The 13,725-nt window shown below is 63.1% G+C and carries 15 protein-coding genes; 3 read left to right on the top strand and 12 right to left on the bottom strand.

Annotated elements, in window-relative coordinates; translation table 11 throughout:
• Window positions 1-190 precede the first annotated feature (190 nt).
• From tatC to HBA54_RS02915, 11 genes are all read right to left on the bottom strand, one after another.
• Entirely contained in the window at window positions 191-1,012 is an 822-nt protein-coding gene (tatC, locus tag HBA54_RS02965) for a twin-arginine translocase subunit TatC (RefSeq protein ID WP_240932478.1), read from the bottom strand.
• 32 nt (window positions 1,013-1,044) lie between these two features.
• On the bottom strand, window positions 1,045-1,578 hold the full coding sequence (gene tatB / locus HBA54_RS02960) for a Sec-independent protein translocase protein TatB (RefSeq protein ID WP_167221207.1): 534 nt from the start codon (window positions 1,576-1,578) through the stop codon (window positions 1,045-1,047).
• Between the two features lie 49 nt (window positions 1,579-1,627).
• The gene (locus HBA54_RS02955; protein ID WP_167221205.1) at window positions 1,628-1,876 is read right to left on the bottom strand and encodes a twin-arginine translocase TatA/TatE family subunit; all 249 of its coding nucleotides are present in this window, start codon (window positions 1,874-1,876) and stop codon (window positions 1,628-1,630) included.
• A gap of 89 nt (window positions 1,877-1,965) precedes the next feature.
• Window positions 1,966-3,045 carry an ABC transporter ATP-binding protein gene (locus HBA54_RS02950; RefSeq protein ID WP_240932477.1) on the bottom strand — a complete coding sequence of 360 codons (1,080 nt, stop codon included), beginning with the start codon at window positions 3,043-3,045 and terminating at the stop codon, window positions 1,966-1,968.
• Window positions 3,046-3,155: 110 nt separating this feature from the next.
• The gene (gene scpB / locus HBA54_RS29995) at window positions 3,156-4,214 is read right to left on the bottom strand and encodes an SMC-Scp complex subunit ScpB (RefSeq protein ID WP_167221201.1); all 1,059 of its coding nucleotides are present in this window, start codon (window positions 4,212-4,214) and stop codon (window positions 3,156-3,158) included.
• The gene (locus tag HBA54_RS02940; protein ID WP_167221199.1) at window positions 4,211-5,017 is read right to left on the bottom strand and encodes a segregation and condensation protein A; all 807 of its coding nucleotides are present in this window, start codon (window positions 5,015-5,017) and stop codon (window positions 4,211-4,213) included. The genes scpB and HBA54_RS02940 overlap by 4 nt, the downstream gene beginning before the upstream one ends.
• On the bottom strand, window positions 5,014-5,721 hold the full coding sequence (locus HBA54_RS02935) for a site-2 protease family protein (RefSeq protein WP_167221197.1): 708 nt from the start codon (window positions 5,719-5,721) through the stop codon (window positions 5,014-5,016). The genes HBA54_RS02940 and HBA54_RS02935 overlap by 4 nt, the downstream gene beginning before the upstream one ends.
• A gap of 9 nt (window positions 5,722-5,730) precedes the next feature.
• Window positions 5,731-6,756 carry a beta-N-acetylhexosaminidase gene (nagZ, locus tag HBA54_RS02930; protein ID WP_167221195.1) on the bottom strand — a complete coding sequence of 342 codons (1,026 nt, stop codon included), beginning with the start codon at window positions 6,754-6,756 and terminating at the stop codon, window positions 5,731-5,733.
• A gap of 53 nt (window positions 6,757-6,809) precedes the next feature.
• Window positions 6,810-7,892: an SPOR domain-containing protein gene (locus tag HBA54_RS02925; protein ID WP_167221193.1), complete on the bottom strand. Its 1,083-nt coding sequence runs from the start codon at window positions 7,890-7,892 to the stop codon at window positions 6,810-6,812.
• Window positions 7,893-9,650: an arginine--tRNA ligase gene (argS, locus tag HBA54_RS02920; protein ID WP_167221191.1), complete on the bottom strand. Its 1,758-nt coding sequence runs from the start codon at window positions 9,648-9,650 to the stop codon at window positions 7,893-7,895.
• Window positions 9,647-10,834, bottom strand: a complete 1,188-nt coding sequence (locus HBA54_RS02915; protein ID WP_167221188.1) for a deoxyguanosinetriphosphate triphosphohydrolase — start codon at window positions 10,832-10,834, stop codon at window positions 9,647-9,649. Before HBA54_RS02915 ends, argS begins: the two co-directional genes overlap by 4 nt.
• A gap of 192 nt (window positions 10,835-11,026) precedes the next feature.
• Here HBA54_RS02915 and erpA point away from each other — a divergent pair, with 192 nt between their 5' ends.
• From erpA to HBA54_RS02900, 3 genes are read left to right on the top strand one after another with little or no spacing between them, the layout of a single operon-like run.
• Entirely contained in the window at window positions 11,027-11,380 is a 354-nt protein-coding gene (gene erpA, locus HBA54_RS02910; RefSeq protein ID WP_205944378.1) for an iron-sulfur cluster insertion protein ErpA, read from the top strand.
• A gap of 39 nt (window positions 11,381-11,419) precedes the next feature.
• Window positions 11,420-12,199, top strand: coding sequence for an exodeoxyribonuclease III (gene xth / locus HBA54_RS02905; protein ID WP_167221184.1), 780 nt, complete (start codon window positions 11,420-11,422; stop codon window positions 12,197-12,199).
• Between the two features lie 26 nt (window positions 12,200-12,225).
• Window positions 12,226-12,999 carry a rhomboid family intramembrane serine protease gene (locus HBA54_RS02900; protein ID WP_167221182.1) on the top strand — a complete coding sequence of 258 codons (774 nt, stop codon included), beginning with the start codon at window positions 12,226-12,228 and terminating at the stop codon, window positions 12,997-12,999.
• 29 nt (window positions 13,000-13,028) lie between these two features.
• Here HBA54_RS02900 and HBA54_RS02895 read toward each other — a convergent pair whose 3' ends face one another.
• Window positions 13,029-13,622 (bottom strand): PilZ domain-containing protein, encoded by a 594-nt coding sequence (locus tag HBA54_RS02895; protein ID WP_167221180.1) that lies wholly within the window; start codon window positions 13,620-13,622, stop codon window positions 13,029-13,031.
• Between the last annotated feature and the right edge of the window lie 103 nt (window positions 13,623-13,725).

Here is a 13,725-nt window from a genome sequence, read left to right as displayed (position 1 = left end):
GGCCTGTCCACGACGGACTGGCCCGATTCGCCCAACAAATGACATCCTGCCGCCGCCCCGGCTTGAGGGCGAAAAGCAGCCTTCGGGCCGAAGCCCTTCGCCCGATTCGATTATTTCGCCAAAGCTGAAGTGATCTGTGAAGACGGCCCGTTCCGGCCTTTATTCACCGCAAGGCCGCCGCCGAGCGCTGCTAGGTCTTAGCCGGGGTCGTGCCGTCCTCTTCCCCGCCATCCTCGTCAGCGTCGTCATCCAGGTCGTCGTACTCGTCTTTCGGACGCCTCTTCTCGACGATCTTGGCCATGTAGATCGAGATCTCATAGAGGATGATGATAGGGATCGCCAGGCTGAGCTGACTGATCGGATCGGGCGGCGTGAAGATAGCCGCAAAGATGAAAACACCGACGATGGCGTACTTGCGCTTGGCCGCCATGCCCTTGGAGGTGGCCAGGCCGACCCGCGCCAGCAGGGTCATGATCACCGGCAACTGAAAGCAGAGCCCGAAGGCGAAGATCAGCTTCATCATCAGCGAGAAGTACTCGGACACCCGCTGTTCCAACTCGATCGGCAGGTTGCCGTTGCCGCCGGTCGTCTCGAAAGCGATGAAGAACTCCACCACCAAGGGAAAGATGATGAAGTAGACCAGCGAGCCACCGACGAAGAAGAGCACCGGCGTTGCGGCCAGGAAAGGCGCGAAGGCCGACTTCTCGTGCTTGTAGAGGCCCGGCGCCACGAACAGCCAGAGCTGTACCAGGAAAATCGGACAGCAGATGAAGGCTGCCGCAAAGAAGGCCACCTTTACATAGGTGAAGAAGACCTCGGTCAGGTTGGTGAAGATGAGCCGCGGCGGGCGGCTGTCCTCGCGCCCGTCCAGCAGCACATCGGCCAGCGGCTGCGCCAGAAAATCGAAGACGTACTCGGCAAAGAAAAAGCAGACCAGAAACATCAGCAGGAGAGAGCCAACGCTCCACAGCATGCGCTGGCGCAGCTCGATCAGATGATCGAGCAAAGGCATCTTCTTGTCTTCTGTGGCTCCCGTCACCGTGGTCATGCCGACTGCTTGCTGCCTTCTTTAGTGTCCGGTTTAGTGTCCGGCGTCGGCTTCGGCGAGGTATCGGCGGACAGCGAGCTGTCAGCGGCGCCGGCGGTCGGCCCCAGGGAATGCGGCGGGGCGATGTTGGCCGCGGGCTTCGTCATCAATGCCGCTGCCTTCTCGGTATTGCTGTCTTCCACAGTGTCTTCCGGGGCAGCGTCTGCGACCGAACCCGAAGGCTCTTCCTTGCGGGCTTCGCTTTCAATCTGCCGAACCTCCTCGGCAAGATCGCCGGTCGGGTCGATGGCATTGCCGATGGTCTGTTCGAGGTTGCCACGCCGGGTCGCCTCCAGCATCTTCTTGGCGTCGTCGAGTTCGGCTTCGCGGACCATGTCGTCGATCCCGGACTGGAACTCACGCGTCAGGGATCGCGCCTTGCGCACCCATTGCGAGACGGTCTTCAAGGTTCCGGGAAGATCTTTCGGTCCGATGACGACGAGGGCGATCAACGCGATCACCATCATCTCGGTCCAGCCGATATCAAACATGGCCGCCCGTCGTTTTAGGGAAAAGGCTTAAACGCCGTGAGGGAGACCCTCAGCCGTTTGCCGCCTTGTCCTTTTCCTCGGATGAAGCCATGGCGGGCGAGTCCTGATCGAGAACCTTGGAATCGTCGCCTTCCGCAGCCTTATCCTTGTTTTTTTGATCTTCCTTCAAGCCCTTCTTGAAGGCGTTGATGCCCTGTCCCATGTCGCGCATCAGCTTGGGGATCTTCCCGCCGCCGCCGAAAAGAACAAGTACAACGACCAGCACGATGAGCCAGTGCCAGATACTAAAGGTTCCCATTCCGGGATCTCCTAAATTTTGTCATGAGGCCTCTTGAGGCGGACTATGGCAAAAAGGCCGCGGCGCCGCAACGATCCTGGACAACAGGGTTAATCGGTCTCTCGCAGGAAAACAAAGGCCTGGGAGCGGTCCAGTTCGACACGCAATCGCTGGTTTTCCATGGGCAAAAAGCGCCCGGGAACCCGCGCGTGAAAGTGTGTCTCCTGTTCAGGTACGTCAAGAGAACGCAGATGGATGAGGCTGGTCCGGCCCATCAGGCGCGATGCCATCACCTCCACCGCCCCCCCATTCACCGGAATACTGCCGTTCGCGGATTGCTCCGGGGGGCTCAGATGCAGTGCTTCCGGGCGGATCAGAACGGCCACCGCCGCCCCGTCGGCGAAGCCCTTGGCATCGACAGGGCCAAAGGGTGTGGATACCTGTTCGGTGACAACAACGCCCTCCAACTGATTGATTTCACCGAAAAAAGAGGCCACAAAAGCATCCACAGGCTGGTAGTAAAGCGCCGCCGGCGTGCCTTCCTGAACAATACGCCCGGCGCGCATCAGGGCGATGCGATCGGCCATAAACATGGCTTCCTCGGGGTCATGGGTCACCATCAGGGTCGTGGTGCCACTTTCTTTCAGAACGTGCAGAGTCTCATCTCTCACCTTCTGGCGCAGCCGGGCATCGAGATTGGAAAAGGGCTCGTCCAGCAGCATCACCTGCGGCTGCGGCGCCAGGGCACGCGCCAGCGCGACACGCTGCTGCTGCCCGCCGGAGAGCATATGCGGATAGGCGGCGGCCGATTCCGCCATGCCGACACGGCCCAGCGCCTCCTGAACGCGCGCCTGTTTCTCGGACCCGGAAAGCCCCCGCAGGCCAAAGGCCACGTTGCCGGCCACCGTTAAATGAGGAAACAGCGCGTAATCCTGGAAAACCAGCCCCACCGAGCGGTCCTCCGGGGGAATTTCCCGCCCCGCGCCAGCCACCGGTTCATTGGCGATGATCACCCGGCCCTGCTGAAGGGCTTCCAGACCCGCCGCCACCCGCAGCGCCGTGGTCTTGCCACAACCGGAGGGACCCAGGAGACAGACAACCTCGCCCTTGGATAGGGAAAGACTCAGGTCGTCAACCGCCAGTACGCCGCCAAAACTGTGACTGACATGATCCAGAACAAGGGCTTGCATATCGTTTCCGGCCATACCTTTTTCGGCTGGAGATCAGGGCATCCAAACTGCCCTCTGCCTTAAAGGCTGCCAAGCGGTTCTGCAAGCTGCGATGGTGCCCCGGAACGGCTTCAGCCGTGGCCGCGCTGCGGCTCCTCGTCATCGGCCTCATGGGCTTCGACGTGATCCTCATCGACGTCTTGGGCCTCGACATCGTCAGCGTCAGCATCTTCGATGTCGTCATCGTCGAGGTCGTCCTCTTCGACATCGTCAGGCTCGGCGTCGTCGGCTTCCGCGACGGCGTCTTCGATGTCTTGGGCGTCGATATCGTCATCGTGGCGCTCATCGGTTTCAGGATCGTCGGCTTCACGATCATCGGCTTCGAAGTTGTCGCCTTCCGCCTCTGCCGGCTCTTCCTCAGCCACCGCAGATTGATCTTCCGCCCCGGCTTCGACTTCCTCCAGCTGAGGTGTCGCCGAGAGATCAACTTCATGGGGCAGCAGATTCTCACCGAAAGCCGGATCCAGGGTTTCATCCACCAGATCGCCGCGTGCCGCCTCGCCGCCATCGTCCTCTTCGGACTCGTCTTCGTCGATTTCTTCCTGCGCGACTTCGCCGACCCCGGGCAACAGGCCACGATCACCCAAAGCCGTGACAGCCGGGCGACTGTCCAGCAGGCCGGCGGCCTTCAGTTCTTCGACCCCCGGCAGGGCATCGAGCGACTCCAACCCGAAGTGGTCGAGGAAGGCTTCATTGGTGCCCCAGGTTACCGGCCGCCCCGGGGTCTTGCGCCGCCCCTTCGGCCGGATCCAGCCGATCTCCAGCAAGGCATCCAAGGTCCCCTTGGAGAGGGCCACGCCGCGGATCTCTTCGATTTCCCCCCGGGTAATCGGCTGGTGGTAGGCGATGACCGCCAGGGTTTCCAGGGCCACGCGGGAAAGCTTGCGGACAACCTTGTTCTCAAGCTCCATGCGGGGCGCCAGATCGCTGGCCGTGCGAAAAGCCCAACGCTCGCCACGCTTGACCAGATTCACGCCGCGGTTCGCGTAGAGATTTTCAAGATCTGTGAGGATCGGCTCCAGCGCGGTGTCTTCCGGCAGGAAGCGGGCAAGCTGTGCCGGCGCCAGGGGTTCCGCGGAGGCGAAAAGCAGGGCCTCAATCAGGCGCAGGTTGTCGAAATCGGCGGTCATGAATGCTCCTGTTGCTCTTCGGCAGCGTTGCGCAAATAGATCGGGCCGAAGGTACCGTCCTGGCGGATCCGTAGTTTGCCGGTCTTACACAGTTCCAGGCTGGCGGCAAAAGTTGCTGCCAAGGCCGAACGCCCGAGTAAGGGGTCGCCATGCAGATCCGGCGGCAGGAAGGACGAAAGCGAACGCCAACCCGGTATCGTGGTGCCGAAAAGTGTGGACAGGCGGGACATGGCGTCATCGACGGAATAGAGCTCGGTTGCCCTGATCTCCAGGTTGGTAACCGTCGCCCGCGTCTTGTTGTGGCCGTAAGCCTTCAGAAGATCAAAGAGCGTCGCTTCGTACTGCGTCGTTGTTTTGGTCCGCAGGCGCTCCGGCGTGCCGCGCCGGAAGATATCATGATCGAGTTGCGGCAGGGCTCGCAGCTTCTCACCGGCATCGCGCATGGCCTGAAGCCGCTGCATCTGGAACTTCAGGGCGGCAGCCATTTCGGCGCCGCTCGGCTCCTCGTCGCCGCCGGTTTCCGGCAGCAGCAGACGCGACTTCAGATAGGCGAGCCAGGCCGCCATGACCAGATAGTCCGCCGCCAGTTCGAGCCGCAAGGCCCGCGCCTCGCGAACGAACTCCAGATACTGCTCGGCAAGATCGAGGATACGGATCTGGGTCAGGTCGACTTTCTGGGCCCGCGCCAGTTCCAGGAGAATATCGATCGGCCCGGCATAGCCATCCAGATCCAGCAACAGCCGGTCACGGGTGACGCTTCTGGCGCCCTCCACACCTTCTTCGAAGGGGATTACATCGCTCACAGTCTTAGTGCCTCCGTCATTCCGGCAAGGCTGGAGAAAAACGGCAACATCCAGTTTACCGGCGTGCGTATCAGCCAGTCGAACACATTGATGCTGAGTCCCAATTCACGGCCAAGGTAAGGCAGCAGGAAAAACGCCGCCAAGAGGATGAAAATCCCGTAGCGCTCCAGGCGGGCAAGCGGCACCGCAAGAGAGATCGGCAAGAGGCCGACGGCAATACGGCCGCCGTCCAGCGGCGGCAGCGGCAGCAGATTCAGCACCGCCAGCACCAGGTTGACGATGATCGAGATCTTGAGCGTCTGGGCCAGCCACATCGCCGGCGCATCGGGCAGCAGCCAGACGATATTGAAAAGAACCGCCGAGATCGTCGCCAGTATCAGGTTCGCGGTGGGCCCGGCCGCCGCCACATAGACCATGTCCCGGCGCGGCCGGCGCAGCCGGTGTGTGGCCACCGGCACCGGCTTGGCATAACCAAACAGAAAAGGCGCCTTGAATACGATCAGCAGCAAGGGCAACAGAATCGTACCGATCGGATGAATGTGCTTCAGGGGATTGATGCTCACCCGGCCAAGCTTGTAGGCCGTGTCGTCGCCATAGGACCAGGCAATGAACCCGTGGGCCGCTTCGTGCAGAGTGATCGCCAGCAAGACCGGCAGCACCCAGATCGAGGCCGTGTAAGCCAGAGCGGAGAGATCGAAATCCATCAACGGCGCCTAAGTAACGTTCACAAGCAGGTCGAGCCGGCGCTGCAGCAGGGTGCTGTCCAGCGCCTCCGGTTCGCCCAGGCGGGAACGACCGCAGGTGAAGCGCCGCAGCGCCGCCGGTGACATGGCCGGCGCCACTTCTGCGACCTGCTCCATCTCTTCAGGCTTGCCGTTACAGTGCAGTGCAATATCGCAGCCTGCTGCAAGAGCGGCGCCGGCGCGCTCCGCCAGCGTCCCATGAAGCGCTTCCATCGACAGGTCGTCAGAAAGCAGAAGCCCTTGGAAACCGATACTGCCACGGATCACCTCGGCGATCACCTTTGATGACGTCGTCGCGGGCTGCTCGGGATCCAAGGCAGAGAACACGACATGGGCGGTCATCCCCCAAGGGGCATCGGCGAGGCTCTCGAAGGGCAGAAAATCGGTGGCCGACAGTTCCGGGACGGCGGTGCCCACGACGGGCAGCTCCTTATGGCTGTCGACCCTGGCGCGGCCATGGCCCGGCATGTGCTTGACCACCGGCATCACCCCCTGGGCCAACATGGTTTCACAAACGATCCGGCCAAGGCCGGCGACCAGCTGCGGGTCGCCCCCGAAAGACCGGTTACCGATCGCATCGCTGGCCCAGGGAAACTGAAGGTCCAGCAAAGGAACGCAATCGACGTCGATGCCGAGGTCGCGCAGTTCCAGCGCCAAAAGCTGGGTATTGATGCGCAGCGCCTCGCTCGCCCGCTCCCAGTCATGGCTGGCCATGCGCCCGAAAAGGCCCGCCGGCGGCGCGTCACGCCAATGGGGCGGCTTCAGGCGCGTTACCCGGCCGCCCTCCTGATCGATCAGGACCGGCGCATCCGCGCGCCCGACAGCGGCCCGAAACGAAGCGACCAGGTCGCGAACCTGCTCCGGCGTCTCGCAGTTTCGTGCAAAGAGAATAAACCCCAGCGGATCGGCCGCTTTGAAAAAGGCTTCCTCTTCGGCTGACAATGCCAGGCCGGCACAGCCGAAGATGGCCGCTTTGGGGCTCACCGATTCAGACATGATCGCCCCGTCGACCGCCCTGTCCAGCGCTGACGGGCCCTTCGCAGTTTCGCTTAGCGCTGTTTGACAAGGCAGTCCTGGTTCCTGCTCTTCAGCTGGCCGCAAACCTTGGCCGCCGCGTCACGGCTGGCGAAGGGGCCGGTCTGAACCCGATAAAAGGTACTGCCCTGAACCTCGGCGGTGTCGAGTGAGAGCGCGAGATTGCCCAGCAATCCGGGGTGATCCGCCTGAAGCCGCGCCCATTCCTTCGACGCCGCGGCCTCCGATTTGACGGAAGACAGCTGCAGCACGATGTCGCCGGCCTTCGCCGCTCCGGCCGGCGCCGTCGGATTGCCGTTCGCGGTTTCCAGCGGCTCTTCGGATAGCAGCTTGGCGATCGCGTCCTCTGCCGGCGGCGCCTGAACTGGCCGATCCCTTGGCTTGAGCTGCGGCAGAGCAATGCCGGTCTCGGTTTCCGCCTGGGCAGGCTCAGCTTGATCAGCCGATGCCGCAGGATCGCCGGCCACAGGCAATTCCGGGATTTGGGGAATTTCGGGGAGAGCAGCGGCGACGCCTGTCTCGCCGTCCTGATTGGTGGCCGTCTGCGGCGCCGTAGCCGGCGGTATAGCGCTGCCCGGCTGTTCCGCCGCCATCTCGGGCGCGGATGCCTCGGGCAAGGGTTCGGGCGGTTGCGGCGTCTCCGGCGGCGGCAGCAAGCTCTCCACACGTGGTCCGTCGCTGGCGGGCTGGCCGTCGTTCAGGAACGATTTATCCTGATGGGGCACATCAAGGCCGCCGGATTGCTCAGGGCGCGACTTCTCCGGGCCCGCATCGGCCTGGACCAGCGGCAGCTGATCGCCGGCCATCTGCCCGGTACCCCAGGAATAGGCATACCAGACGATCGCCCCGAAACAGACCAGGGCGGCCACTGCGATGACCGCCGGAACGAGCCGCCTGCGTCCTTCCAAATCAGACTCCAATTCTGCCGTGTCTTCGCCGAAAGCCGCGCCGCTGCGGTCTCGATCCTGCGCGTAGATGATGCGCCGCATTCCTTCATCGCTGAAGGCCGGCGCCCCGGCCGCAGCCGGAGAATCCGCCGACCGGTCGGACCCCGGGGGGTCCCGATCAACGCCATCCCGGCCTGCATTCACCGCCATTCAGCGCAACTCCTCAACGGGCTCGACCCCAAACACCTCAAGCCCCGATGCGATCACGAAGACAACCGCCTGAAGCAAAGCCAAGCGCGCCCTGGTAACCTGCGGTTCATCGGGAAGCAGGAAGCGCAGAAGCGCAGTACTCTGCCCGCGGTTCCACTGCGCATGAAGCGCGGCGGCCACATCGTAGAGATAAAAGGCCACGCGATGCGGTTCATGTGCCTCTGCCGCCGCTTCCAGCAGCCTGGGCCACTCAGCCAACTGTTTAATCAGGCCCAGTTCACCCGAGTCGGTCAAGAGATTGAGGTCGGCAGCCGCCAAAGACACAGGATCTAGATCGATCCCCGGAATCTCCTGGGCGGCAAGGCGCAGAACCGAACGGCAGCGCGCCTGGGCCATCTGTACGTAGAAAACCGGGTTTTCCAGCGATTTCTCAACCACTTTCTCAAGATCGAAATCGAGAGTCGCGTCATTCTTGCGGGTCAGCATGATGAAGCGGACGACATCTTTTCCGACCTCGTCGATGACTTCGCGCAGCGTAACGAAGGTGCCGGCGCGTTTTGACATCTTCACGACTTGGCCGCCGCGCTTCAGGGTGACCAGTTGGCAGAGCTTGATATCGAGATCGCCCTTCCCGTCCGTCAGCGCCTTCACGCCCGCCTTCATGCGCTTTACATAGCCGCCGTGGTCGGCGCCGAAGACGTCGATCATGATGGGAAAGCCGCGCCGGAACTTGTCCAGGTGATAGGCCATATCACCGGCGAAGTAGGTCCAGCTGCCATCCGACTTCTTGAGCGCCCGGTCGATGTCGTCGCCAAACTGCGTCGCCTTGAAGAGCAACTGAGGGCGCGGTTCCCAATCCTCGGGCGGCGGCTTGCCTTTCGGCGGCTCCAGAACCCCGGTGTAGAGCAGCCCGCGCTCTTCCAGGGTCGTCAGCACCGCGTCGACGCCGCCGGCCCGGACCAGCGCGTTTTCTGAGGAAAAGACGTCCTGAATGACCCCGAGGGCCGCCAGGTCGCGGCGGATCAGGTCCATCATGGACTCGATCGCGAATTCCCGCAGCACGGGCAGCCAGTCATCTTCCGACGCCGCCAGCCAGCGGTCGCCGTCGCGGGCCGCCAGGGCTTTTCCGGTTTCGATCAGATAGTCGCCGGGATAGAGGCCTTCCGGAATCACCCCGATGTCCTCGCCCAAGGCCTCGCGGTAGCGCAGGTAGGCCGAGCGGGCGAGCACGTCGACCTGACCGCCGGCATCGTTGATGTAGTATTCGCGCGTCACCTTGTAGCCGACCTTGGCCAGCAGGGAGGCCAGGGCATCGCCCACCACGGCGCCGCGCGCATGGCCGACGGTTAAAGGGCCGGTCGGATTGGTGGAAACGTACTCGACATTCACCGGCTGTCCCTGGCCGAGGTCGCTTTCGCCATAGGCGGCGCCGGCGTTCAGTATCTCCCGCAGCCGGCCGTACCAGAAGTCTGCCTCGAGGCGCAGGTTGATGAAGCCCGGACCGGCGACGGAGGCTTCCGTCACGTTCTCCAGGCCCGCCAGCTTGCCGACCAGGGCCTCGGCCAGGTCACGCGGCTTCATGCCGGCCGGCTTGGCCAACACCATGGCTGCATTGGTCGCAAGGTCGCCATGCTCAGGATCGCGTGGCGGCTCGACCGTCACCCTTGTGTAGTCGAGATCGCGCGGTAGCCGGTCCTCGGCGCAGAGGCTGTCAAGCTCGCCCACGACGATCTGGCGGAAGTCTTTGAAAAGGTTCATTCGTTTCTAGCTCGAAAATCGAAGTTCTTGGCATGCTCGTCGAGCGCATAGCGGTCGGTCATGCCGGCGATGTAGTCGGCCACCAGCCGCGCCCTTTCCGCCCCCTTGCTGCTCTCGGCGGCGGCCCGCCACTCATTGGGCAGGCAATCGGGACGTTCGACATACTGCTCGAACAAGGCCCGCACCACCCGCTTGGCCTTGGCGGTCATGCGGTTGACCTTGTAGTGGCGATACATGCGTTGGAACAAGAAGGCGCGCAGCGCGCGGTCGTTCTGACGCATCTCCTCCGAAAAGGCAACCAACGGGCGGTCGAGCTGGCGCACGGCCTGGGCCGAGTCCGGCTTGTCGGCCGCTATGCGGCGGCGCGTTTCCTGCAGCAGATCGGTCACCATCAGGTCGATCATCCGCCGGATCGTCTCATGAATCAGCCGGGTCTCTTCAAGATCGGGATAGCGCTCCGACACCGCCGTCAGCATCGGGCCGACCAGCGGCAGTTCGCGCAGTTCCTCCAGCGGAAACAGCCCGGCGCGCAAGCCGTCGTCGATATCATGGTTGTTGTAGGCGATGTCGTCCGACAGCGCGGCGACCTGGGCCTCCGGCCCGGCGAAGGTGGCGACCTCGAGATCGCGGACATCCCGGCAGTAGGCCGCAACGGTTTCCGGCACCTTATCGTCACGCGAAGCCGGTCCGACCAGGGGGCCGTTGTGCTTGACGATACCTTCCAGGGTCTCCCAGGTCAGGTTCAGGCCGTCAAACTCGGCGTAGCGGCGTTCCAGCAGCGTCAGAATGCGGAAGGTCTGCTCGTTGTGGTCGAAGCCGCCGTAGGGCTCCATCGCCAGGTTCAGGGCGTCCTCACCGGCATGACCGAAGCAGGTATGACCCAGGTCATGGGCAAGGGCCATGGCCTCCGCCAGATCTTCGTTCAGGCCCAGGGTACGGCTGATGGAGCGGGCGATCTGGGCGACCTCGATCGAATGGGTCAAACGGGTCCGGAAGTGGTCACCTTCATGATAAACAAAGACTTGCGTCTTATACTTCAACCTCCGAAAGGCCGCGGCATGGACAATCCGGTCCCGATCCCGCTGAAAGCAGGAACGGGTCGGGCTTTCCGGTTCGGCAAAATCGCGCCCCCGGCTCCCGGCCGGCCTGGAGGCGATCTGGGCAGAAGGAATCGGCGCGGTCATGGCGCGAACCTAAGGCCTTGCCATGCCTGAGGCAATGGCGGTTTTCCGCCACTTTTAGGCGGCAGCCACACTGGGACGCCGACATGGTTTGACAAGACGGCGGGAGTCCCTACATCTTTGGTTGGGAGGGGGCATTCCGGCCCTTCCGGTTAACAGGCCTTTTTTGGGCCAAAAAGGATCGAAATGGGTTCGATGCCCACAGGTGATATTGCCCCGGCGCAGGCCCTGGTTTTGACGGCGAATGCCGCCAAGCGGGTTGCCTGGCTGATCGAGCAGGAGGGCGACAAAGACCTGATGTTGCGGGTTTCGGTCTCCGGCGGCGGCTGTTCCGGTTTTCAGTACGGCTTCTCCTTCGACAAAGCCGTCAATGACGACGACCGCACTTTTGAGCGTGACGGCGTTGTGGCTGTCATCGACGAGACCTCGCTGGAGCTGCTCGCCGGCGCCGAAGTGGATTTTGTCGAGGATCTCGGCGGATCGTCCTTTCAGATCCGCAATCCCAATGCCACCTCTTCCTGCGGCTGCGGCTCGTCCTTTGCGATCTAGGCCCGGGCAAGGGCCGGGGCGCTCGCCCGGAATTCAGCCATGACCACCATCGCAAGCTGGAATGTCAATTCCATCAAAGCACGGCTACCAAATGTGCTGGCTTGGCTGGAAAGTGCCAGCCCCGACGTCGCTCTGTTTCAGGAGCTGAAAACCGTGGACGAGAACTTTCCGCGGCTGGAAATAGAAGCGCTCGGCTACCACTGCGCGGTCCACGGCCAGAAGAGCTATAACGGCGTGGCGGTGCTTTCGAAGGCGCCCCTGGAAGACGTCATGGCCGGCCTGCCCGGCGACGCCGCCGACGAACAGGCCCGCTATCTGGAGGTTACAACCTTCGGCCTGCGCATCGCCTCCATCTATCTGCCCAACGGCAATCCGATAAACACCGACAAGTTCACCTACAAGCTCGCCTGGATGGACCGCCTGCAGGCCCATGCCCATCAGCTTCTTGAAAGCGAGGAGCCCGTGGTTCTCGGCGGCGACTACAACGTCATCCCGCAGGATGAGGACGTGTACGACGTCAGGGCTTTCGCCGGCGACGCCCTCACCCAGCCGGAGAGCCGTCAGCGCTTCCGCGCCTTGCTGAACCAAGGCTACACCGAAGCCTTTCGGGCGTTGCACGACGAGCCGCATCTCTACAGCTTCTGGGATTACCAGGGCGGCGCCTGGCAGAACGATCACGGCCTGCGCATCGACCACTTCCTGTTGTCGCCGCAAGCCGCCGACCGGCTGGAGAGTTGCGAGATCGACCGCGGCCCGCGCGGCCAGACCAAAGCCTCGGACCACACGCCCGTCATCTGCCGCCTCAGCGACGCCGCCTGAACGGCCCTGCGGGAGGCGACGAGACTTTGCCCTTCATCCCCCTGCACGACAACACGCCGCGCTACCTGATTGCCCAGCCCTGGACGGCCTGGGCCCTGGTTCTGGTCACCTCAATCTGCTTCCTGGGTCAGGTTCTCGCGGGCGACGACGGGTTTCTAAGCCTAGTCTACGGCCTGGGGGTCATCCCGGCCACCTTGACCGGCCAAGCCCAGCTTGCCGACGACCTATTCCTGATCGACCCGCTGGCCACCTTCCTGACCTACCAGTTCCTGCATGGCGACTTCATGCATCTCTTCGGCAACATGCTCTATCTCTGGGTCTTCGGCGACAACGTGGAAGACGCCATGGGCCACCTCCGCTTCCTGGTTTTCTATCTCGCCTGCGGGGCCGTGGCGGGGCTTGCACAGATACTCGTCGATCCTGGCTCAACGTCGCCGCTGATCGGGGCCAGCGGCGCCATCTCCGGGGTTCTGGGGGCTTATCTCATCCTGCACCCCCGGGCCAAGGTCCTGGTGCCGGTGGTCTTCATCCCGCTCTACCTGCCGGCCTGGCTGTTGCTGCTGTTCTGGTTCGGCTTTCAGTTCTTCGCCCTGGCCGGCGGGCAGGGCGACAGCAATGTCGGGTGGTGGGCCCATATCGGCGGCTTTATCGCCGGGACCGTTCTGATCCCGCTGTTCCGCTACAAGGCCGTGCCGCTGTTCGGCCTGGGCGATCCGCCGGGCGGCGTCACACTGCGGCGCGGGGTCGGCTGGCAGGCGGGCGAAAGCGGTGGCCGCGACAAAGGCGGCCCCTGGGGCTGAGCTCTTGGGGCTAAGACGCGTTAAGTGCCTTAGGCGGAAGCTTTGATGGCCGGCAGGAGCTCGCCCAGGACCAGCCCGACCTGTGCCGGCTCTTCCTTGAACTGAAGCCCAAGCAGCCGGCCGCTTTTCCAGACAATGGTTGCCTGCAGTCCTTCGAAACGGTCGCCCTGCAGCGTGACCGCGCCGCTCAGCCCGCATTCTTCGCTCACGGCAACCTTCGCGCCGCCGAGGGACATGTTCAATATGGTGCAGTTCAGCTTGTTGCCACCGGCGGAAAGAGTGCCGGGCCAGAGAACCGAGCGCCGCAGGAAACGCCGCCTTCCTTCCTCATCGCCGAAACGATCCAGGATATCCTGAAAAACCGCGTCCTGGCTTTCCGCATCGCCGCAGAGTGCCAGGTCGGCACAGTCGCTATCGATCCGTTCCAGGCGGCAGGCCAGCTGGCCAAATCCACGAACCGCGAGAAACAGATCCCCTGTCTCCGGGACTGCCCCCAGCAGGCGCACCCGCGCCTTGCTGCGCGACAACATCAGGACCTCGCAGTCCACAATACTGTCCGTCGTGTGGATCTTTGCCGGCTGCATCAGGGCAACCTGCTGTTCCACCAACCGAATATCTGCCATGGCACCACTCGCCGGGGTTGCTGCAGCGGGCGCGGTCTGAATGCGCGCCTCGCCAACTCAATCAAGCACCACTATGACGCCCTGGGGGTTAACAACTGGCGAA

Source organism: Pelagibius litoralis (assembly GCF_011683915.1).
Taxonomy (GTDB): Bacteria; Pseudomonadota; Alphaproteobacteria; order Kiloniellales; family Kiloniellaceae; genus Pelagibius; species Pelagibius litoralis.
This window is presented reverse-complemented; position numbering and strand designations above follow the sequence as displayed.

What these genes read in the sequence shown, in the direction of transcription:
- tatC (WP_240932478.1), bottom strand. Translation starts at nt 1,012, where the DNA reads ATGCCTTTGCTCGATCATCTGATCGAGCTGCGCCAGCGCATGCTGTGG.
- tatB (WP_167221207.1), bottom strand. Translation starts at nt 1,578, where the DNA reads ATGTTTGATATCGGCTGGACCGAGATGATGGTGATCGCGTTGATCGCC.
- HBA54_RS02955 (WP_167221205.1), bottom strand. Translation starts at nt 1,876, where the DNA reads ATGGGAACCTTTAGTATCTGGCACTGGCTCATCGTGCTGGTCGTTGTA.
- HBA54_RS02950 (WP_240932477.1), bottom strand. Translation starts at nt 3,045, where the DNA reads ATGCAAGCCCTTGTTCTGGATCATGTCAGTCACAGTTTTGGCGGCGTA.
- scpB (WP_167221201.1), bottom strand. Translation starts at nt 4,214, where the DNA reads ATGACCGCCGATTTCGACAACCTGCGCCTGATTGAGGCCCTGCTTTTC.
- HBA54_RS02935 (WP_167221197.1), bottom strand. Translation starts at nt 5,721, where the DNA reads ATGGATTTCGATCTCTCCGCTCTGGCTTACACGGCCTCGATCTGGGTG.
- nagZ (WP_167221195.1), bottom strand. Translation starts at nt 6,756, where the DNA reads ATGTCTGAATCGGTGAGCCCCAAAGCGGCCATCTTCGGCTGTGCCGGC.
- HBA54_RS02925 (WP_167221193.1), bottom strand. Translation starts at nt 7,892, where the DNA reads ATGGCGGTGAATGCAGGCCGGGATGGCGTTGATCGGGACCCCCCGGGG.
- argS (WP_167221191.1), bottom strand. Translation starts at nt 9,650, where the DNA reads ATGAACCTTTTCAAAGACTTCCGCCAGATCGTCGTGGGCGAGCTTGAC.
- HBA54_RS02915 (WP_167221188.1), bottom strand. Translation starts at nt 10,834, where the DNA reads ATGACCGCGCCGATTCCTTCTGCCCAGATCGCCTCCAGGCCGGCCGGG.
- erpA (WP_205944378.1), top strand. Translation starts at nt 11,027, where the DNA reads ATGCCCACAGGTGATATTGCCCCGGCGCAGGCCCTGGTTTTGACGGCG.
- xth (WP_167221184.1), top strand. Translation starts at nt 11,420, where the DNA reads ATGACCACCATCGCAAGCTGGAATGTCAATTCCATCAAAGCACGGCTA.
- HBA54_RS02895 (WP_167221180.1), bottom strand. Translation starts at nt 13,622, where the DNA reads ATGGCAGATATTCGGTTGGTGGAACAGCAGGTTGCCCTGATGCAGCCG.